The sequence below is a fragment of the Afipia sp. OHSU_II-C1 genome, from assembly GCF_000497575.1.
Classification (GTDB): Bacteria; Pseudomonadota; Alphaproteobacteria; order Rhizobiales; family Xanthobacteraceae; genus Afipia.
Genome location: NZ_APJI01000013.1, coordinates 1 through 20,935 on the forward strand (window position 1 = coordinate 1; position 20,935 = coordinate 20,935).

20 protein-coding genes and 1 pseudogene are annotated in these 20,935 nt (G+C 56.0%); 18 read left to right on the forward strand and 3 right to left on the reverse strand.

The annotated features are described in order from the left end of the window. The 9 genes from I554_RS0113125 to I554_RS0113170 all read left to right on the forward strand — a co-directional run. Window positions 1–645, forward strand: a 645-nt coding sequence (locus tag I554_RS0113125) for a branched-chain amino acid ABC transporter permease (RefSeq protein ID WP_024578179.1), incomplete at its 5' end; no start/stop codon positions are given. A gap of 44 nt (window positions 646–689) precedes the next feature. After that, window positions 690–2,357: an ATP-binding cassette domain-containing protein gene (locus I554_RS0113130; protein WP_024576613.1), complete on the forward strand. Its 1,668-nt coding sequence runs from the start codon at window positions 690–692 to the stop codon at window positions 2,355–2,357. Then, window positions 2,350–3,063 (forward strand): ABC transporter ATP-binding protein, encoded by a 714-nt coding sequence (locus tag I554_RS0113135; protein WP_081710788.1) that lies wholly within the window; start codon window positions 2,350–2,352, stop codon window positions 3,061–3,063. Before I554_RS0113130 ends, I554_RS0113135 begins: the two co-directional genes overlap by 8 nt. A 235-nt stretch (window positions 3,064–3,298) precedes the next feature. Continuing rightward, window positions 3,299–3,796 (forward strand): helix-turn-helix domain-containing protein, encoded by a 498-nt coding sequence (locus I554_RS0113140; RefSeq protein ID WP_024576611.1) that lies wholly within the window; start codon window positions 3,299–3,301, stop codon window positions 3,794–3,796. Between the two features lie 585 nt (window positions 3,797–4,381). Continuing rightward, window positions 4,382–4,912, forward strand: a complete 531-nt coding sequence (locus I554_RS0113150; RefSeq protein ID WP_024576610.1) for a PadR family transcriptional regulator — start codon at window positions 4,382–4,384, stop codon at window positions 4,910–4,912. Window positions 4,913–5,466: 554 nt separating this feature from the next. Then, window positions 5,467–6,339 carry an SDR family oxidoreductase gene (locus I554_RS0113155; protein ID WP_024576609.1) on the forward strand — a complete coding sequence of 291 codons (873 nt, stop codon included), beginning with the start codon at window positions 5,467–5,469 and terminating at the stop codon, window positions 6,337–6,339. A gap of 186 nt (window positions 6,340–6,525) precedes the next feature. Beyond that, entirely contained in the window at window positions 6,526–7,245 is a 720-nt protein-coding gene (locus I554_RS0113160) for an NAD(P)H-dependent oxidoreductase (protein WP_024576608.1), read from the forward strand. Window positions 7,246–7,371: 126 nt separating this feature from the next. Further along, window positions 7,372–8,172 carry a glucose 1-dehydrogenase gene (locus I554_RS0113165; protein WP_024576607.1) on the forward strand — a complete coding sequence of 267 codons (801 nt, stop codon included), beginning with the start codon at window positions 7,372–7,374 and terminating at the stop codon, window positions 8,170–8,172. Window positions 8,173–8,347: 175 nt separating this feature from the next. Next, a complete protein-coding gene (locus tag I554_RS0113170) occupies window positions 8,348–9,241 on the forward strand; it encodes a haloalkane dehalogenase (RefSeq protein ID WP_024576606.1) in 894 nt (297 codons plus the stop codon). 157 nt (window positions 9,242–9,398) lie between these two features. Here the strand turns inward: I554_RS0113170 and I554_RS0113175 are convergent, their stop codons facing one another. Both I554_RS0113175 and I554_RS0113180 read right to left on the reverse strand, forming a co-directional pair. Beyond that, window positions 9,399–10,253, reverse strand: a complete 855-nt coding sequence (locus I554_RS0113175) for an SDR family oxidoreductase (RefSeq protein WP_244432748.1) — start codon at window positions 10,251–10,253, stop codon at window positions 9,399–9,401. Window positions 10,254–10,282: 29 nt separating this feature from the next. Further along, window positions 10,283–10,720: a tautomerase family protein gene (locus I554_RS0113180; protein ID WP_024576604.1), complete on the reverse strand. Its 438-nt coding sequence runs from the start codon at window positions 10,718–10,720 to the stop codon at window positions 10,283–10,285. A 65-nt stretch (window positions 10,721–10,785) separates the two neighbouring features. On the opposite strand from I554_RS0113180, the gene I554_RS0113185 reads away from it, so the two are divergent. From I554_RS0113185 to I554_RS27585, 4 genes and pseudogenes are all read left to right on the forward strand, one after another. Beyond that, window positions 10,786–11,445, forward strand: coding sequence for a TetR/AcrR family transcriptional regulator (locus I554_RS0113185; protein ID WP_051373161.1), 660 nt, complete (start codon window positions 10,786–10,788; stop codon window positions 11,443–11,445). A 182-nt stretch (window positions 11,446–11,627) separates the two neighbouring features. Then, window positions 11,628–13,325: a long-chain-fatty-acid--CoA ligase gene (locus I554_RS0113190; protein ID WP_024576602.1), complete on the forward strand. Its 1,698-nt coding sequence runs from the start codon at window positions 11,628–11,630 to the stop codon at window positions 13,323–13,325. Window positions 13,326–13,405: 80 nt separating this feature from the next. After that, complete coding sequence (locus I554_RS25585; protein ID WP_343205826.1) at window positions 13,406–13,849, forward strand: nuclear transport factor 2 family protein; 444 nt, start codon at window positions 13,406–13,408, stop codon at window positions 13,847–13,849. A 298-nt stretch (window positions 13,850–14,147) separates the two neighbouring features. Then, window positions 14,148–14,328: pseudogene (locus I554_RS27585) on the forward strand (cysteine hydrolase); the annotation flags it as partial. 79 nt (window positions 14,329–14,407) lie between these two features. Here I554_RS27585 and I554_RS26395 read toward each other — a convergent pair. Beyond that, window positions 14,408–15,331, reverse strand: coding sequence for a LysR substrate-binding domain-containing protein (locus I554_RS26395; RefSeq protein WP_192817738.1), 924 nt, complete (start codon window positions 15,329–15,331; stop codon window positions 14,408–14,410). 196 nt (window positions 15,332–15,527) lie between these two features. Between I554_RS26395 and I554_RS0113205 the strand changes: the two genes are divergently transcribed. The 5 genes from I554_RS0113205 to I554_RS0113225 all read left to right on the forward strand — a co-directional run bounded on the left by I554_RS0113205 (window position 15,528) and on the right by I554_RS0113225 (window position 20,830). After that, entirely contained in the window at window positions 15,528–16,349 is an 822-nt protein-coding gene (locus tag I554_RS0113205) for a class II aldolase/adducin family protein (RefSeq protein ID WP_024576600.1), read from the forward strand. A gap of 46 nt (window positions 16,350–16,395) precedes the next feature. Then, window positions 16,396–17,187: a class II aldolase/adducin family protein gene (locus I554_RS0113210; RefSeq protein WP_051358638.1), complete on the forward strand. Its 792-nt coding sequence runs from the start codon at window positions 16,396–16,398 to the stop codon at window positions 17,185–17,187. Between the two features lie 243 nt (window positions 17,188–17,430). Further along, complete coding sequence (locus tag I554_RS0113215; RefSeq protein WP_029659557.1) at window positions 17,431–18,645, forward strand: ABC transporter substrate-binding protein; 1,215 nt, start codon at window positions 17,431–17,433, stop codon at window positions 18,643–18,645. 89 nt (window positions 18,646–18,734) lie between these two features. Further along, on the forward strand, window positions 18,735–19,661 hold the full coding sequence (locus I554_RS0113220) for a ketopantoate reductase family protein (RefSeq protein ID WP_024576597.1): 927 nt from the start codon (window positions 18,735–18,737) through the stop codon (window positions 19,659–19,661). Further along, entirely contained in the window at window positions 19,661–20,830 is a 1,170-nt protein-coding gene (locus tag I554_RS0113225) for an alpha-hydroxy acid oxidase (protein WP_152527677.1), read from the forward strand. Before I554_RS0113220 ends, I554_RS0113225 begins: the two co-directional genes overlap by 1 nt. Window positions 20,831–20,935: the final 105 nt, after the last annotated feature.

The following is a 20,935-nucleotide window of genomic DNA, read 5'->3' on the forward strand; positions in this document are numbered from 1 at the left end:
GCATTGCAGGGACTGCTGTCGACCGCGCGCAAAGGCAGCAATGAACTGACTTACATCATGACCACGATCGGCGTCGCGATCGCGCTGCAAGGCCTCGCCCATCAGATATGGGGAACAGACTACAAGACGTATGCGCTGTATCCGCAAGGTGCGATCAAGGTGTTCGGTGCGAGCGTCAACTACGCAACGATCACCATTCTGGTCATGACCGCCCTTGTCTGCGTCGCGTTATGGGTCTTCCTGTTCCGCTCCATGATCGGGAAGGCCATGCGTGCATGCGCCAATGACAGCCGCGCGGCCCGGACGGTCGGCATCCGTCCGCGGCGCATGGTGTTGCTGGCCTATTTGGCCAGCGCCGCCATCGGCGGTCTCGCCGGAATGCTGATCACACCCTCGCAGATGATGTCTTACGACAACGGCGTCATTCTCGCTATCAAGGGCTTTACGGCCGCAATTGTCGGCGGCTTGGCCAATCCGTTCGGTGCCGTGATCGGCGGGCTCGTGCTGGGTTTGCTGGAAGGGCTGGGCGTCGGCCTGATATCTTCTGATTTGCAGAATGCATACGCGTTCCTCACGCTTCTGGTGATCCTTCTCGTCCGGCCGCAGGGCCTGTTCGGCCGCGCCGAGCCGGGATCGGCCCGATGATGCTGCGATCTCTCATGCCGGCTATATCGATGAGGCAGGGGCCCATGCTGGGCATTCTTGCTTCATTTGCGATCGTTCCGCTTGTTTCGCAGGATCCTTATGTCCTGGGCGTGTGGACGTTCCTGCTTCTCAACATCCTTGTGGTTGTGGGACTGGACCTTCTGCTCGGATATGCCGGACAGCTTTCCCTCGGCCATGGCATCTTTGTCGCGATTGGCGCTTATGCGTCCGGCCTCCTTACGACCAAGGCTGGTGTTTCCGGCTGGACGGCGATGCCCGTCGGTATGCTTGCCGCAGCTCTCTTGGCCGCGATCGTCGCGGTACCGACGCTTCGCCTGCGCGGTTACTATCTGGCGATGGCGACGCTGGGTTTCCCGGTGATGTTCGATGCGGCCATTCGCGTGACGTCGCAATGGAGCGGCGGTTCCTCAGGGATCATCTCGATTCCGCGGCTCAAGATCGGCGGTTACATCCTGCGCGATCCCTTGGTGTATTACTATCTCGTGCTTGGTGTTGTCGCCGTCGTACTTCTGGTCGTGTGGAATCTCGCCAATTCGCGTCTTGGCCTGAAGCTGCGGGCGATCCATGCCGATGAAACGGCAGCTTCCGCGCGCGGGATCAACGTCACCTCGCTCAAGGTCATGGTGTTCGTCGCAAGCGCGACCATCGCAGCACTGAGCGGAAGCCTGTACGTTCACAACGTTCAATTCGTGGCGCCCGATACGTTCGGCCTCAACTATTCCCTGACACTGGTCATTATGCTGGTCGTGGGCGGGATGGGACGCATCTGGGGCGGTATCCTCGGTGTCGTCCTGCTGGGCTGGATGCCGGAGTTGCTGCGCGAGGCCGCGACCTGGCAGCCGGTGATCTTTGGATCGATCCTCGCCATCATCATGCTGTTCGCACCCAGCGGATTGGCCGGATTTGTGCGGAGACGCTCGTTCTTCTCGCCTAGTGAAGCGCCGGCCGGGCCGCCATCGATATCGAGCGACAAGACGGTTCTGGCGGTCAGGGATATCGAAAAGGCATTTGGCGGTGTGCAAGCGGTCAAGGGATTGAGTTTTGACGTGCGCGCGGGGGAGATCAAATCGATCATCGGACCGAACGGGGCAGGGAAATCGACTGCGCTTGCGCTGATCTCCGGGGCAATCGCCGCAGATAGCGGTATGATCAAACTCGGCGGATATTCTGTCGAGCAGGCACCGGCTTATCGTCGCGCGCGTCTCGGGCTGGGGCGCACATTCCAGCATGCCCGGCTGATCCCGACGCTGACGGTCTATGAAAATATGGTGCTGGGAGCTTCGGTTCTCGGTGGCCGATATGCGGCTGAGGCAAGCAGGGTCCTGCATCAGCTCGCTCTGACGCACGTCGCCCACGCTTTTCCCGGAGAAACAAACCAGTACGAGCGCAAGCTGATCGAAATCGGCACAGCTTTGGCGGCAAGCCCGGCTCTTCTGTTGCTGGATGAGCCTGGTGCCGGTCTGTCGTCTGCGGAAATTGAACAATTGGCTGGCTTGCTACGCGAGCAAAAAGAGAAAGGCTGTGCCATCGTTCTGGTCGATCACATCATGAGCCTCGTCATTCCGCTTTCCGACAGCATTCTGGTGTTGAACAGCGGCGGTCCGATTTTGGATGGAGCGCCGGCAAAGGTGATCGCCGATGCCGATGTCCGGCGCGCTTACCTCGGCGAGAGAAGCGATGTTCATGCTTGAGGTGCGGGGGCTTCAGGTTCGCTACGGGACAATCCTCGCGGTGGAACATCTCGATCTTCACGTCAGTGCAGGTGAGATCGTCGTTCTGATCGGTGCGAACGGCGCGGGGAAATCCAGCGCGGTGAATGCGATCGCCGGGCTTGTTCAGCCAGCGAAGGGCGACATCAGCTTTGCCGGGGAGGATGTTTGCCAATTGGATGCGGCTGAGCGGGTCCGGCGCGGCCTTGCGCTGGTGATCGAAGGGCGCGGCATTTTTTCCGAGATGACTGTTCGCGAGAACATCGAGCTTGGTGCTTTTGCCAAACCGGAGCTGCGCCTGTCATCGTTACAGTCTGCGGTTGACCACGTCGTCGCGATGTTTCCGAGGCTTGGCGACCGGTTTCATCAGATCGCCGGGACCCTGAGCGGAGGCGAACAGCAGATGCTGGCGATCGGGCGAGCATTGATGAGTTCGCCCCGTCTGCTCGTTCTGGACGAGCCATCCCTCGGCCTGGCGCCACGCATTGTCGACGAGATCGCGGAGCGTTTGGTTCAGTTGGCGCGGAAATCGGGTGTGACCGTGCTGATCGCCGAACAAAACGCGGCGCTCGGGCTCAACATCTCTGATCGGGCTTATGTGATGCAGCGCGGGCGTGTGCTACTTGAAGGATTGGCATCCGAACTGAGATCTAATAAAGATCTGATGCGAATGTATCTAGAAGGTTGACCGAGTTCTGGGCCGGTGCAGGTGACAATACGAAGCGTTGGAGTTCCGAAGTTATGTGCGAGTCCATTTCCGTGGAAAGCAGTTATGGAACGCGATCTCAACGTGCTGGCAGTTTGAAACTCGAATTCAACAACTTTAGCCGTCAGTCTTGTCAATTCGCGCTCGCACCCCGTCCGACAAACTGGATGGAGAGTAACTCTGATGATAAGATGATTCTGTCGGAGGCTAATGTTTTATGCGATCGAAAAGTTTTGATGGAATGGCCTGTTCGATGGCCGGAGTACTTGAGGCTATGGGCGATCGATGGGCCGTGCTGATCTTGCGCGACCTGTCTTTTGGTCTGAGCAAGTATCAGGACCTGCGCCGATCAACCGGAGTGACAAACGCGACGTTGTCCGATCGGTTAAAACATCTCGAAGAATATGAACTGATCGAGCGGCGGCGGTACCAGGACAACCCGAAGCGTTACGAGTACGTCCTGACCCGGAAGGGATGGGATACTATTGTTCTGCCGTTGGCGCTGGCACAAGTCGGCGATAAATGGGCTGTGTCGGGCAAAGCCGGACCGCCGCTCAAATTCGTCAATCGAAAAACTGGCCGTGTAGTGAAACTTGCGCTTATTGAGTCGGAGACAGGACATCGTGTCAGGATCGCTGATGTCCTGCCGCAGGAAGGTCCCGGTGCGGACGATCTCATTCGATGGCGCTTAACGCATTTAGTATCTGCGCAATGAGCGATATCGGATATTGTATGAGCGAGCAAAAAAGCGGTCTCGCCGACTATTTATCTGCGCGCTCTGTTGGAGCGCGGAACTTCCTGCTGTCGATGCAAATGCCCTGTTACTCAAGATACCTTCTCTGTTAGCTTGAGTATAGATTTCCGGCAGACTACGAGTTAGACCCGACGCAAGAAAGAGCGACGGTCGCAGTTTTTATAGATTGCGCTGGAACGAGCAAACTTCGCCGACTTCCATTGCAAGCCAGCGCTCAAGGTGTGCGTTAACATGCATGGGACGTTCCTGCGAGGCTCCGCGGAAGGCGACCTTGCTCAGAATGTTCTTGGGGCCGTGGGTCTACTACTGGCTCGGAATTCCGCGCTGTCGGCGGCTGACGAGCAGCGCGCGGACCTCCGAAGCATATACCTCATCGAGAACGGTCTCGAAGGCCGAAAGAGCGTTATCGGCGAGCCGATCGGTGGCCAACGGTCAAGACGGAAACGTTTGAGAGGAGACGCTGGCCGTAATCGGCGTCCAATTCGCCGTTGAGTTCATCTATAACTGATGCGACAAGCGTTACTTCCATGTTGAGATTCTTCCTCGATGTCTTTGCCCCACGCATTGTTGACTGCCTTGATCGAGCGATCGTGTTCCGGATCTGAACTGGCCGAGCGTTTCGACCATTCCATCGGCTACTTTTGGCAAGCGAGCCATCAACAGATCTATCGAGAGCTTGCCCGTCTCGAAGGGGCCGGCTTTGTTCATGGCTCTCCCGTCGGTGGTGCGCGGGGAGGAAAGAAGACCTATCGTGTGCTACCGAAAGGAGTGAAGGAACTGCGGCGCTGGCTTGTGGAGCGGCCGGCCCCGTCTCCGGTTCGCGACGAACTAATGGTTCGGCTCCGGGCGGAAGCCGTCATAGGCCCCACACGCTTAATCGAAGAGCTGGCGTGTCTCGCCGAACAACACCGCGAAAAGCTCAACGTCTACCGGGAAATTGAGGCTAAGGATTTCTCGCAAAAGACGGCGAGGGTGGATGAACAACTTCGCCATTTCGTGCTGAAGGCGGGAATCGACTTCGAGACCCAGCGCATTGCCTTCTGCGAGGAGGCAATTTCAATCCTGAAAGGTCGCTGACCTTATGGTTCAGCCCACTTCTCGCTAGCATCATGGCCGCGTCATGTGTTTGATCCGCGCGGCATCACTTTATCCATCGGGTAGATAAGCTTCCAATGACGCGAGCGCTCGATTGTGCGCGGGAAGCGGCAGGGGCTGTGCTGATGCTTCAGTAAACATCGCGATATCAGCGGGCACCAGTTCTGATCTTCTATCCAAGCTTCTCGTCGAGCTGTCCAGCGGACAAAGCGGGACCCAACAACCATGTGGCAAATGGTTTCAGCGGAAGCCCGTCTCGGGGGGTGGAATCGTGATCTCCTATCAAAGAGTAGGCTCTACTGTTGCGCTGTCTGGGAGACGAAAGCGGAAACGCCAGCTTAACGAGAAGGACATTTGTAAAAACGAATGTCGATTTAGGCAAACTTCTTGATGGTGCAGCCGGCGCTGCACCTGAAATGCTCCAACATCGCCGGGTGTAGGCGAGCGAATTTATCTACCAATCTATTATGCAACTAGTTGCAAAATGAGAATTCATAAATTATGGTCTTTTTGCAACTAGTAGCAAAAGGAAACCTATGTTTAAGGATAAGCTACTCGCGGGCCGCAACATTTTGGTGACGGGGGGTGGCACCGGCCTCGGCAAGGCCATGGCGGCGAAATTCCTTAGCCTCGGCGCGGACATCCACATTTGCGGCCGCCGCAAAATTGTTTGCGACGAGACCGCAGCTGAGTTGATGAAGCTTCACGGCGGCAAGGTCACCGCCCATGGCGTGGATATCCGCGATGCTGCGGCGGTGGACGCTATGGTCGAGGCCGTCTTCAAGGAAGCTCCGCTGACGGATCTCATCAACAACGCCGCGGGCAATTTTATCTCCCGCACGCAGGACGTTACAACGCGTGGGTTCGATGCCATCGCCAATATCGTGATGCACGGCACGTTCTACGTGACCCACGCTGTCGGCAAACGCTGGATCGCCGGGGGGCATCGCGGCAACGTCGTATCCGTCACCGTTACCTGGATACGCAATGGCGGACCATTCGTGGTTCCGTCCACGATGAGCAAGTCGGCAGTTCACGCCATGACCATGTCGCTGGCCACGGAATGGGGTCGCTACGGAATCCGTCTCAACGCCATCGCGCCGGGAGAAATTCCGACTGAGGGCATGAGCAAGCGCATCAAGCCGGGCGACGATGCCGGAGCGAAAAGCGTCGCTGTGAACCCGATGGGTCGCGTCGGACAGCTGAGCGAGATGCAAAATCTCGCGACCTTTCTGATCTCCGGTGGCTGCGACTGGATCAACGGCGAAACCATCGCGATGGATGGTGCACAAGCGCTGGCGATGGGCGGCAATTTTTACGAAGCGCGTGACTGGACGGATTCAGATTGGACCGCAGCGCGGGACGGTATCATTGCTCAGAACGAGAAGGACAAGGCGAAGCGTGGTTAGCCCGCCTAGGCGGTGCCGTCGTTATGCTGCGATTGTCGTTGACCGGAAATCGTTCTCGAGCTGAGTGCTAAGGGTTGGCGGTAAGCCGAGCAAGGAGATTGACCTTATTCGTTTTAACGAAAACGGAAGATCATAGAGCTCGATTAGTGGTGCGACAGATCTCGCTACAGAAGTGAAGGATTAGATATGCGTGTTCATTTGGTTCATGCTCACCCAGAGCCGACCTCCTTTGTGAGCGCGATGCGAGATGTTGTTATCGACGAACTGAGAGCCGCAGGTGCGACTGTCACCATTTGCGATCTCTATCACGACGATTTCAACCCTGTTCTCTCCGGCAACGATTTCACTTCAAGAAAGCGACCCGATTATTTGGTATACACGATCGAGCAGCGCCACGGCTACGCGACTTCGACTTTGGCTTCCGATGTCGCCCGCGAAGTAGAAAATGTGCTGGCGGCGGACCTCATCGTCTTCACTTTTCCAATATTCTGGTTCAGCGTTCCGGCCATTCTTAAAGGCTGGATCGATCGTGTCTTGCTGTGCGGGCCGATGCATAGCGGCAACCGCGAGTTTTACGATCTGGGTGGTCTCAGGGGTAAGAGAACGTTCACCGCGATGGCTCTCGGCGGACGCCGAAATATGTTCGGACCCGATGCCCTCCATGGAGATCTCGAGACTGGGATGATGCGTCATTTCTTTCAGGGGACGTTGGGTTATGTCGGACTAACCGTACACAAGCCATTTGTCGCCCATCATGTTCCATACATTACGCACCAAGACAGGCAGGCACAGCTGCAAGATCTGCGGGTCTATGTGCGTGAACTCGACCGCCAACCTACTCTTAAATTTCCCGAGCTTGGAGATTTCGACGATGTGCTTACTCCAATGCGCGACCGTGGACGTTAGTGGTGATCGGAAGGGCAGTCGAAGTTTGGTGCGAAGCTAAGAAAATTGAGTCGAACGGCGCCGAAAAGCGAGCGTGGCTTCAGCGAGAGCCTTGGCGGACGGACGGGGAGTACAGGATGTTTCAAGATGATTTTTGATTTGAATGATCGCGTCGCACTCGTCACCGGTGCTGCAAACGGAATCGGAAGGAGAACTGCTGAGCGGCTCCACGAGGCGGGAGCTCGCGTTATACTGAGCGATGTCATGGAATCCGGTGTAACTAAAGCCGCCACGCAGCTTGGAAATGGGGTGAGAGCAATCCGTCACGATGTGACGTCTGAAGAAGACTGGAAGCGCGTCATTGCAAGCGTCGAACAGAACGAGGGTCGACTGGATATTCTCGTCAATAACGCTGGCATAATGGTCAATCGCCCATTTATGGAAACGACACTTGATGATTTTCGTCGCACTCATGCCGTCAACGTCGAAGGTGTCTTCATCGGTATGCAGTGCGCCGTTCCACTGATGAAGAGAACGGCGCAGAGCACACCGCATGGTAGTTCGATCATCAATCTTTCATCAATATGGGGCCAGGTCGCGGGCCCAACTCACTCAGCTTATTCCGCATCGAAGGGTGCCGTCCGCCTGTTGACGAAGGCTGTTGCGGTAGAGTTGGCCCGTTCGCGATCGGGGAAGATCCGCGTCAATTCAGTCCATCCAGGACCGACGGAAACGGATCTTGGCACCAGCGCAGTGCATCAAGCGGTTGAGAAAGGAGTGGCCCCGAGCTTCGAAGCTGGCGTGGACATGGTCAAGGCGCACCTTCCGATGGGACGATGGGGGCAAGTTGACGACGTCGCGAGTGTTATCTTGTTTCTGTCCTCCGATGCCTCGAAGTTCATGACCGGCGCCGAACTCACGGTGGATGGAGGATATACATTGCAATAGTTAGGCAGTTGACTTCGGCGATACGAGTACCTTCGGGTCAGTTTCAATACGATTGGCCCCCACCGCTGCCAAATCGCGTGCCATTGAACGAAATGGCACCTGCGGCGGCAACGATCTCCACATCCTTAAGTCGCAGCGGTTTGCTATCCGCTTGAGTTCTGATCAGGGAATTCTAATGAACGAGCATAACGCTATCTCCGCTAGAAGTTTTGGTGAACAGAAGTTCATTGAAATAAACGGCAGGCGAATGGCCTGTCACGACCATGGCCAAGGGCGCGCGATCGTCTTCCAGCACGGTAATCCGACGTCATCCTATCTGTGGCGAAATGTGATGCCGCACTGCCGAGGGCTCGGACGTCTGATTGCCTGCGACCTGATTGGAATGGGCAATTCGGACAAGCTCGCGACTTCGGGACCGGACCGCTACGGCTACCAGGAGCATCGTGAGTATCTGTTCGAGCTGTGGGATCAATTAGATATCGGAAACGACGTGATTCTGGTCCTTCACGATTGGGGATCGGCCCTCGGGTTCGAATGGGCTCGCCGCAATCCAGAGCGCGTAAAGGGGATCGTCTATATGGAAGCGATCGTGAAGCCGGTTGGCTGGCAAGAATGGCCCGAAAGCGCCCGAAAGGTTTTTCAGGGTTTCCGAAGCGAGCATGGCGAAGAAATGGTCCTTCAAAAGAATTTGTTTGTCGAAGGCGTCTTGCCGAACTCAGTTATGCGCGGTTTGACTGAGGAAGAGATGGTCGTTTATCGGACTCCATTTGAAAAGGCGGGTGAAGATCGCCGACCAACTCTGAGCTGGCCGCGAGAACTACCGATTAATGGCGAACCGGCTAGCATGGTAGAAATCGTGGAAGATAATGGGCGGTGGCTTTCTCAAAGTCAGATTCCAAAGCTGTTCATCAATGCAGAACCTGGGGCAATCCTCACTGGAACCGCTCGTGAATTCTGTCGGACCTGGCCCAACCAGATAGAGGTCACCGTCAAGGGGCTGCATTTCATGCAGGAAGATTCACCTCACGAAATCGGCCGCGCAGTAGCGGATTTCGCTCGTTCGCTTTAGGCGTATACGGTCCAAAGCACAGCGCTTGCCTCTATCGGGTTGGAATACGATCAGGGATGCCGACTTGACAGTCGGCGAGATCGATGGCGCTGCATCCGCTGGCGGGGTGCGGCATGGATTTGACGGCCACGGATACATCTCTGACTGGCCCGATGGCTCAGTGAACTGCCTCGGAATATCGTGCCGCGGGCCGGCCCGACTTCATCAGCGCGCGGCTCAATGCAACGCGGGCCTCTTCAAATGCTGTCCAGAGCGATAGATTCTCCAGAGATGGAAAGCAGACAAGCTCGCCGCGATCCAGCGCCCGCAGCGACGTATCTGCCAACTCCTCCGCGGACATCAGCATCTCATCGGGGAAGGGAGACGCCGCTAGACCCGACGCTTGGAAAAATTCGGTGCGGACAGGGCCGGGGAGGACTGCCTGAATCACGACGTTCGTCTTAGCGACTTCCAATTGCAGCGACCGGGTGAAATTCAGAACAAACGCCTTCGAACCCGAATATCCTCCGCCGATAGGCGAAGGCATCACGGCGATCATCGATGCAATGTTGATGATCGATCCACGATTGCGCTTCAGCAACCCCGGCAGGATAGCGTGAGACAAGCGCGTCAATGCCAAGACATTGACCTTGATCATATTCTCCAGCGCGTCCGCACTGGTTTGCAACGTCGGTGCAAGCGCGCCCAGGCCGGCATTGTTGATCAGAACGTCGATGTCCTCTCGCTGGGCCAGCAGAGTTTCGACACGCGACAAATCTTTCGCGTCGCTCAGGTCTGCGGACACCAGTTCGACTGTGCGGTTCGTCTTGAGCTTGATCCGCCCGGCAATTTCCTCCAGCCGGTTGAGACGGCGGGCGACTAGGATCAGGTTGTAGCCACGTTCCGCCATGCGTTCCGCATACGCAACGCCGATGCCTGACGACGCGCCTGTAACAACCGCAAAGCGTTGGTTATCGATCATCATGTTTATCCCTCCGGCCCGCCCGTCCGACCCGAATGGGCGCAGCGCCAAATTCTCAGTCTGGTTGAAGTGGCGTTGTTTTAAGCGGGTTCCTGAATGGGGTAAGGAACCGGCCGGTTTTCGTTGAACCAAAGCTTTTCGTATTCCGAATTTGGAGGTGGCGGAGCCATGCCTTGAACCTGCCAAAGGTCGAAAGGCGTTTCGTCAAAATGGATTTCCCAATCCATGCCGCGGTCCTTGATGTAAGGCTCAAGCGCTTTTTCAGCCCAACTCAGCCACTTGGATTTGATCTTTGGATCAGGCGGAAAAGACCTTGCGATGTGATCGGCCCATATGCGAACAAAATTTCTGGCTTCCTCGCCACCTTTATAAAGAGACTCGGGGGCGATCTCCTGAAATGCGACTATCACATAGAATTTCGGTAGCGAGCGATAGAGGCCCGTTATGCGCTTTGACAGCTCGCGCTTGTCCTCAGCGGTGAATGCACCCACCGGGTGATAAATTTTCCAAAATGGCATTCTGCTCCCCTCAATTCTGCCGTGCATTCGCACTATAATGATGATAGTCATTATAAAAAATCGCGTTGTCAATCAATATTGATGACATGTATCATTATTGGCAAGTGGTCGGGGACAGGGTTATGCGGATTACCGAGACGCAGGTTCGGAAAAATCGGGAGAAGGTTGTCGCCAAAGCCTCGAGGCTTTTTCGCGAGCGGGGTTTCGACGGGATATCCGTCAATGACTTGATGAAGGCCGCGGGCTTTACACATGGCGGTTTCTACAACCATTTCGAATCGAAAGAGGCGCTGGTCGCCGAGGCGCTTCATCATTCGTTCCGAGTTATGGATGAGGTGCGGGGTGGAATTGAGAGTCTGGATGAGTTTATCGCGGCTTATTTATCAGACGAAGCCAAGGATGCGCCGGGATTGACCTGTCCCGCAGCCGCGCTCGCGACCGAAGTTGCACGTCAAACGCCGGCTATTAAGCAGGTTTTCTCCGAGGGACTCGAACGCTTGATTGTCTCTGTTGAGCGTCGAATGCCTGAGGACTCTGCGTCCCGCAGCGACGCAGTCGATTTGGTTTGCCGCATGGTCGGGGCTCTTGTGCTGGCCCGGGCAGTACCGAAGTCGAGCGATCTCGGCGAGGAGTTGTTGGTGACGGCGACTGAGCGGTGCCGAGAGAGTGCTGCAGACCTTAAAAAAGCAAAGCGAGGCAGGCGTCCGGCCGGCCGCAAGTCATAGCCCATCGCTATCCCTGTATGGCAAACGACAGTCATGCGGTGAATGGTGGCGCGGCGAAAGCGGTTCGGGAAGAATAAGCAGATAGCATATCATTCGTTCTGATCGTGGCCGGATCCGGTTTCGTTTCGGAGATTAAAAAAAAGAAGCCTGTATCAGCGGGTTTTCAAGACGGAGGAAATAACGTGAAGCGTTTTTGGCTGCAGCATTATCCGGCAGGTGTCCCTGCCGATATCGATGCTAATGAGTACTCATCGCTGGTCGCGCTGTTTGAGGAGAGCTTCGCGAAGTTCGCTGACCGCAAAGCGTTCTTCTGCATGGATAAGTCGATTACCTATCGCGAGCTTGACGAAATGTCGGCCGCGATCGGTGCTTATCTGCAAAGCAGGGGGCTGGCAAAAGGTGCGCGCGTTGCGATCATGATGCCAAACGTGCTGCAAAACCCAGTTTCCGTGACGGCAGTATTGCGTGCGGGTTTCATCGTCGTAAACGTGAATCCGCTCTATACGCCTCGGGAGCTTGAGCATCAGCTCAAGGATTCCGGCGCGGAAGCCATTCTTGTTCTGGAAAACTTTGCAACAACCTTGGAAAAAGTGGTGGCGCGCACCGCCGTAAAACACATCATCGTCGCCAGCATGGGCGATTTGCTTGGTTTGAAGGGTGCCGTCGTCAACTTTGTCGTCCGTAAGATCAGGAAGATGGTCCCGGCCTTTTCGTTGCCGGGTGCAGTGTCTTTCAACGAGGCGCTGTCGGCAGGCCGCAGGGCCGGCCTCGACAAGCCTGAGATCGCCCCGGATGACGTCGCGTTTCTGCAGTACACCGGCGGCACGACGGGTGTATCGAAGGGCGCGACGTTGCTACACCGCAACATGGTCGCCAACGTAGCTCAGATTAAGTCCTGGACGGCTTCTGTCCTGGACCGGCCCGCGCACGGGGAGCCCCTTTTGACCGTTTGCGCGCTGCCGCTGTATCACATTTTTGCTCTCACAGTCTGTTTCTTGTTTTCATTTCGCGTCGGCGGCACCAATCTTTTGATTGTGAATCCGCGAGACATTCCCGGTTTCGTCAAAGAGCTCCAGAAGTACAAGGCCCATATTTTCCCTGCGGTGAACACTCTGTTCAACGGTCTTCTGCATTATCCGGATTTCAAGAACGTCGATTTTTCTGAGCTGAAGCTTTCGATCAGCGGCGGCATGGCGACCCAGAAAACTGTTGCGGACAAATGGTGCGCTACGACGGGTTGCGTGCTGTCCGAAGCATACGGATTGTCAGAAACGGCTCCTCTCCTGACGGCGACGCCGCCAGATCTTGCGATTTTTTCCGGAACGATCGGGCTGCCGGCTCCCTCGACTTATGTTTCGATCCGAGACGATGACGGCAAGGAAGTGCCGATCGGCCAGCCAGGTGAGATTTGCGGCAAGGGGCCGCAGGTGATGGCGGGTTACTGGAATCGCACTGAGGAAACCGCACAGGTCATGACAAGCGACGGGTTTTTCCGCACAGGCGATATCGGCATCATGTCGCCAGAGGGATACACGAGGATCGTGGATCGGAAGAAGGACATGATTGTTGTTTCCGGTTTCAATGTTTTCCCAAACGAAGTCGAGGAAGTGATTTCGAGTCATCCGGGGGTTCTGGAATGCGCGGTCATCGGGGTGGCTGATCCGAAATCGACCGAAGCGGTAAAAGTTTTCGTCGTGCGGACCGATCCCAACCTAACGCATCAGAGCATCACAAGCTTTGCTGCCACGCATTTGACACCCTACAAGGTGCCGAAACACGTGGAATTCAGAACCGAGCTTCCTAAGACTAACGTCGGGAAAATTTTAAGGCGCGAATTGCGAGATGAAATCGCTATTGCGCCTGTCTCGGCGGCAAGCTGAGCAAGCAGCGAACATCACAGGTAGGCAGCGGGCGCATCCGCCGCCCGGCCCGCAACAAGCGGAGGCGAAACGGAGGCGAGATGACCAGCGATGAATTTGCGGCGTTGATCGGCGAATTGACACTCTCGTGGGCGTCAGGCGGTGGCGTACGGGTCGCTAGCCATTTCACCGAAGACGCGATCTATCACGATTTCATGTATGGCCCGCACACGGGCCGGGCCGGTATCGCGCATTTGGTGCAGGATCTGTGTTACCGTGACGGGACCAATTATCGTTGGGAAATGTTCGATCCCGTGTTTGACGGCACTAAGGGCTATGCGTGGTGGCTGGCAAGCTTCACCTCGACAGTGCCGCAGTTTAAGGGAAAGCACGTCGTGATGGACGGGATGAGTCGGTTTGTCATCCGTGAAGGTCTGATCGCGGAGTATCGCGAATCAGTCAACGGTGGCGTCGCAATGGCGCAGTTAGGCGCGGAGCCGGAGCGGATGGCAAAAGTTTTCCGGCGCTGGACCAACCTTGCTTGAGGCCCGCCCCGAGACACAGCAATACCTGGCGCGCTCGGTAGGGTCGCCAAAGAGTGACCTATAGTGAATGAGGAGGTTTGGTCGGGTATCAGACTTCCTCAAGAGCGCGAGCGAAAAGTGCTCGTCTTCCTGCCGAACGGCAACCCTAATCGGTCTACTCCGATCAGATGACGACCAAGGGTTCGCGCCTGGCTTGGAAAACTCGGCGACAGAACACTCTATATCGAGCCGGGCAGCACGGATAACGTCTATCAGCGCCTGCTTGTCGCGCTGCGGATTATTGCTGCTGTATTTGCGGGACGTTTGTGTGCTAGCGACTGTACTAAGTGCCGTCGATCTTGGTTCTCGCTCGTGACGCTCTAGCAAGCTCATCACACGAGACGCATGATGCCTTGATGAAGCTCTATGCCAACCGGTTTTCGATGCAAATCGAAGTAGCGGAAGTCGCTGAAATACTGGAAGCGTGGGACGTACGATGACGAGCCTCATAACTGTCGAGAAGCTATCGCCGCATCTTGCTGTCTTGGCTTAAATCGATCTAACAGACGCCAGCATCCGTCAGATACCTAGTTCGGCCGCTTCAGTTTCGAGACCGCGCGCCGCCTGCTTCAACCATTTGTGCACGGCCTTTATTTTTTCCGAAGCAGCATCGACCTTTCTGTACGTGAAATAGAAATCCCTCTCGCCCAGTGGCGTTGGGGGCCAGATGGTAATGGCGGTGAGGGCGCCGCTCGTGATCATTGAAGATACGAGAGGAAATGGAGCGAGGATTGCTCCCATGCCAGATCTCGCCATTTGGATACCTGTCAGCAAACTGTCGCCCAACAATTTCGGGTCTATCGATGACAGTTCTGGCGCCCTTTCATTGAACCAGGCGCGCCAACTTCCCGGGGCCGTAGCGAACTCGATTAACGGGATTTTCGCGAGATCTTTTGCGTCACGAACAGGGCCGTACTTTTCGATGAGGCTTCGCTCGGCGCATGGCATAGTGCGAGAATGAAGCAAACGATGAAATATCAAGCCGGGAAATGGCGGCGTCCCAAGTTGTACGGCTGCGTCAATCGGATCATTTTCAAAGTTGACTGGTGTATTTCTCGCTTCAAGTCTCAAATCGATGTCGGGATTAGCGGCGCGGAAGTTCGCTAGGTTGGGTAATGCTGCGAGCGTTGCGAATGTCGGTGTAACACTAACTCGTACGATCTTATCGTGCCTTCGCGTGTCAAGGAGATCGCTCGCACGAAACAATTCATTGAAGGCATTCATCACCGCTGTCGCATAAACAGATCCCATTTCCGTAAGCGCAATACCTCGTCCACTCGGCTTGACCAATTGAACCCCGAAATGTGCCTCTAGTGCACGAACTTGATGGCTGATTGCTGAAGGTGTCAGGTTCAAGTTTTCGGATGCGAGTTTTACGCTGCCAAATCTTGCGACCGCTTCAAATGCGCGCAGGCTCACAAGCGGAGGAAGCATATGGGACATCTTCACCATTCCTCGGGTTGAACCTGCTTCAGCAATCAGCAGTCGAATTCAATTGTCATGTTGGCAGTTATGCCTCAGCCTTGAAGGCGAGTTCAACAAAGAACAATAACCGGTTTGTAGGTGCGGTGCGGCCGGCTTCTTGTTGACGCCACGCATATACCGCCCCGCCAAACGCGCGTACCGAGGGAGAACGCCGATGAATGCGCCATACAAACATGATCACGGGACGAGTGCAGCGGAAAAGATAAACCGAGGATTGCCGCAGCCACCGGTGTTCGCAACGCTGGCCGAAGAACGGCAGCATCGTAAGGAACGGCTGGCGGCAGGCTTCCGGCTGTTTGCCAAATTTGGCTTCGATGAGGGTGTTGCTGGTCATATTACAGCGCGTGATCCTGAATTTACAGATACCTTCTGGGTGAACGGCTTTGGCATGAGCTTTAGCCAGATCAAAGCCTCGGACCTCATTCGTGTCGATCACAAGGGGCAGGTTGTCGAGGGCAATCACCCGGTGAATGCGGCGGCCTTTGCGATCCACGCCAGTGTTCATGCCGCGCGTCCGGAGTCGGTAGGTGCTGCTCATTCGCACTCCATGTATGGACGCGCTTTCGCAACGCTTGGCAAAAAGCTCGACGCTGTTACGCAAGATGCGTGCGCTTTTTACAACGATCACGCGCTCTATGAGGACTACGGTGGGGTCGCAGTCGAGCTGGATGAGGGGCAGCAAATCGCGAAAGCGCTCGGGCCTCACAAGGCGGCAATTCTGCAAAATCACGGGTTGCTGACAGTCGGCCAAACTGTCGATGAAGCAGTCTGGTGGTTCATCACCATGGAGCGCTCCTGCCAGGTTCAGCTTGTCGCAGAAGCGGCTGCCGCCCGGACGGGACAGGATCTCAAGGTTATTTCCAAGAGCTCGGCGCAGCAGGCGTTCAACGTGCTCGGGTCACCGTTTACGGGATGGTTCCAGTTCCAGACTCTCTATTCCAAGATCGTGAGGGAGCAGCCGGATCTGCTCAATTGATCGCGCAGTAAACGTCAGCCGAAAATAAATCTTCAGGGAGCTAATGATGAATATCCAGAGGTCGCCGGAAAACGCGATTCGCAACGCGATGACCGCGGAAGAAAGGCTGGTTCGTGAGGATCTCGCTGCGCTTTACCACATTTTCTACGATCACGGATGGACGGAGCATATCTACAACCACATCACGGCGCGCGTGCCCGGCCCAAATCGTCATTTCCTGATTAACTCGTTTGGTCTGCAATACAACGAAGTTACCGTTTCCAACCTCATCAAGATCGACCTTGACGGCAATAAGGTTGTGGACGTGCCGGGGCGTGTGAATGCTCCGGGTTTTACGATCCATTCTGCCATTCATGCCGCGCGGGAGGATGCTCATTTCATCGCGCACACTCACACCACAGCAGGCGTTGCAGTTGCATGTACAGAGGATGGACTATCACATCACAGTTTCTACGGTGCGATGCTCTATGATCAGGTTGCATACCATGATTTTGAGGGCATCTCGACCGATCTGGATGAGCGAACAAGATTGGTGAAGTCGCTCGGCGACAAGAACTACATGATCTTGCGGCATCACGGACTGCTGGCTTGCGGAAAAACGGCAGCGGAGGCGATGTTTCGCATGAGTATTCTGCAGCGGGCGTGTGAAGTGCAAGTCACTACTGCAGCGTTCGGAAAGAACCATCGGCCGCTTTCTGAAGATGTGTTGCGCAAGACGGCACGTCAGATGCAGGCGGAAGTTGCCAAGGGTTTTGATGAGACGACCTCGTTTGGCCAGGATTCGTTCGACGCTTATCGTCGCGAGCTCGATGCGAAAGGGTCTCGCTATCGGGACTAACGCGGGGGAAGCCGTGGCCGACTGGTCACGGCTCTTCGACGGCGCCTGATCGATTCATAAATAGGAACGGGAGGTGCACGAACTGCGCGCCATGCGCCAGCGCGAAAGGAGACTATTGCCCGGGCTTAGCGTTGTTTGATCGTCCGGCGGCTGAAGAAAAAGACGAAATCCCGCCGCAGATGCGGGACGCAAAAATGGAAACGTCATTTCGGCGCTCTGTGCGCCTGATCCCAGGAGGATCTTATGTTTCGGACGGGACTTCGATCAACGGGTGTTTTGGTAAGCGTTCTCTTGGCGGGTTTGTCATCAAGCGCGGTGAGTGCGGGCGATCAGCCTGGCGTTACAACGAAAGAGATCACTGTCGGATCCACTTTTCCATTCAGCGGTCCAGCGTCTTCACTTGGAAATGTCGGTAAAGCGTTTATGGGTTATATCGATCTCATCAACGACCGGGGCGGCGTGAACGGCCGGAAGATCAAGCTCGTGGCGCTGGATGATGCCTACACGCCGAGCAAGTCGGTTGAACAAACTCGCAAGCTAGTCGAGAGCGATGAAGTCGCACTGTTGTTCAGTCCGCTGGGTACGGCAAGTCTTTCCGCGACGGTCAAGTACGTCAACATGAAGAAGGTGCCGCAGCTTTTCATTGTGACGGGCGGAAATAAGTTCACAAATTACGCTGAGTATCCTTACACCACAACTGGTCTGCCTAGCTTCGACACCGAGGGTAAGGTCTACGTGAAGTACATCAGCCAGAAGCTGCCGGGGGCGCGCATCGCTATTCTGTATCAGAACGACGATATGGGAAAAGATCTGGTCTCGGCATTCAAGTCTTATCTGAAAGACGATTTCGATAAATTGGTGACAGCAAAGGCTTACGAGACCACCGATCCCACCGTAGATTCTCAGATCGTAAGCCTAAAAAGCTCCGGGGCTCAGGCCTTGTTCATTGGCGGAACGCCCAAATTCACGGCACAGGCTCTGCGGAAAGCCGGAGAAATCGGCTGGAAGCCGCTTACGCTCGTCAACTATCCGTCGAGCTCGATCGCAGGCACGCTTGCGCCGGCGGGCATTGAGAATTCAACGGGCGTCATATCCGGAACGTTCCAGAAAGATGCGACAGATCCACGCTGGGCGGACGACAGCGCCACAAAGGAATATCGCGCATTTCTTTCGAAATATCTGCCGACGGGAGATGTGGGTGAAGCCGCATATACCCTTGGAGCTATTCAGGGGCAAATCCTCGAGCAGATTCTAAAGCAGTGCGGTAACGATCTTTCCCGCGAGAATATCATCAAGCAGGCTTTGAGCTTGAAGGATTTCGCGCCGGGGATGGCCGCGCCGGGCATCACTATCAACACCAGCCCGACCAACCATCAGGCGTGGACTTCGCTCCAGTTGCAGCGATTTACCGGCAAGAACTGGGAGCCGATCGGTAGCCTCATCAGCGCTGCTGATTGACATGTGAATCAACACCGGGGCTCGCAAGCGCCCGGCGATTTGTACAATAGCACCGGCGCATTGCACCGGGTTTCAGCAAGGAGAAGAGTGTGCGGATATTGGTGATCGGAGCGGGAGCGCTCGGTGGGTACTTCGGTACAAGGCTGTTGGCTGCAGGCCGTGACGTTACGTTTCTTGTCAGGCCGAAGCGCGCTGCCGCGCTCGCGAAAGGCGGCCTTACCGTCAAAAGCAAGCTCGGCGATCTTCATTTACCTGCACCGCCGACCGTTACGGCCGACAGGCTGAGCCAGCCATTCGATATTATCATCCTGAGCTGCAAGGCCTACGATCTCGACGAGGCGATGCAGTCGTTTGCTCCCGCAGTTGGCAAGGACACTATAATCATTCCACTGTTGAACGGTCTGCGGCATGTTGATTTGCTGACCGCGCGGTTTGGCGCGGAAAAGGTTTTTGGCGGTCAGTGTGCGATCTCGGCGACTCTTTCTCCTGGGGGTGAGATACTTCATCTTAACGACCTGCACACGCTGACCTTTGGTCCACAATCGAAGGAACCCAAGAAATACGCTGAAATTGCCAAGACGCTTTCGGACGCCGGCTTTGTCGCGCAGCCCAGCGATAACATCATGCAGGAGATGTGGGAGAAATGGGTTTTCATCGCCACCGGGGCGGGCTCCACATGCCTGATGCGTGCGTCTGTGGGCGACATGGTCAATGCAGATGCGACCGATCTTGTGCTCGCGCTCTTTGAGGAATGCACAGCGATTGCCGTCAAGAAGGGATTTGAGCCACGTCCGGCCTTTGTCGAATGGGCCCGCACGGCGTTTACGACACGCGGCTCGCCGCTAATGGCGTCCATGCTACGTGATATCGAGAAGGGGGCACCGACCGAGGGCGATCATATTTTGGGGGATATGCTTAGCCGCGGAGGAGTAGCTGCTCCGCGTTCGTTTCTTGGCGCGGCTTATGCACATGTGAAAGCTTATGAGGCGCGGCGTGCCAGGGAAACGGCCGCATAATCATGGCCTTTACCAATGTACAGGACTTTCGCGAGGTTGCGCGGCGCAAGATACCGCGTTCGATTTTCGAGTACGGTGATGGTGGCTCCTATGACGAGATGACATTGCGGGCCAACCGGCGCGATCTAGAAAGCCTGCGCCTCAGTCAGCGCGTTATGGTCGACATGTCCCGTCGCTCGATAAAAACCCGGATCGTTGGCAGCGATGTGAGTTTACCTCTGATCATTGCGCCGACGGGTCTTGGCGGTCTGTTTTACGCGGACGGCGAAATACACGGAGCGCGCGCCGCAGAGAATGCGGGAATTCCGTTCTGCCTGAGCACAATGTCGATATGCTCGATCGAGGATGTGCGGGCGGCGGTAAAAACGCCGTTCTGGTTTCAACTCTATGTCATGCGCGACCGCGGATTTACGCGGTCGCTTGTTGAGCGTGCGGTCGCGGCGAAATGCTCGGCGCTCGTACTGACGGTTGACTTGCAAGTCGGCGGCCAGCGGCATCGCGACATCAAAAATGGCCTCAGCATTCCGCCAAGACTGACCTTCGCAAACGCATTCGATATCGCCTCGAAGCCGAGATGGGCGCTGGGCGTCCTGGCTGGACGGCGGCGGTCATTTGGCAATCTGGAGGGCGCCCCAGCGGCCGAGGAAGGGCTGGCCTCCCTTGCGCATTGGGTCGGCGGCCAGTTCGATCCGTCTCTCACTTGGGATGACGTCGATTGGGTTCGGAGTATCTGGCCGGGAAAACTTGTCATCAAAGGACTACTCGATGAACGCGATGCGAGAGAGGCGGTGGAGCGCGGAGCCGATGCCATCGTGGTTTCGAATCACGGGGGCCGGCAATTGGATGGCGCGAGTTCATCCATCGCAGCTTTGCCCGCGATCGCTGATGCGGTCGGAGGCGCGACCGAAGTCCTGTTCGATGGAGGCGTTCGCTCCGGGCAAGATGTTTTAAAAGCTCTGGCCTTGGGAGCCAAGGCATGCATGATCGGAAGGGCCTATCTTTATGCTCTTGCGTCGGGAGGGCAGAGGCGGGTCGAGGAAATGCTTGGCATTCTCGGCAAGGAGTTGGACACCTCGATGGCTTTGACCGGCGTCCACGACGTGAAGACAGTTTCTCCCGAAACCCTTCTTCGCCGGAGTGACGGTTCGCTCGTGGGCCATGATCACTGATTGTCCGAGACACGCGTTGCGCGCTCGCCCTTAATCATCAAAATGCTGGAGAGTACTTTGGCTCACTACGGCGAGTACCAAACCGAAATATACGGCGCTGGCCTT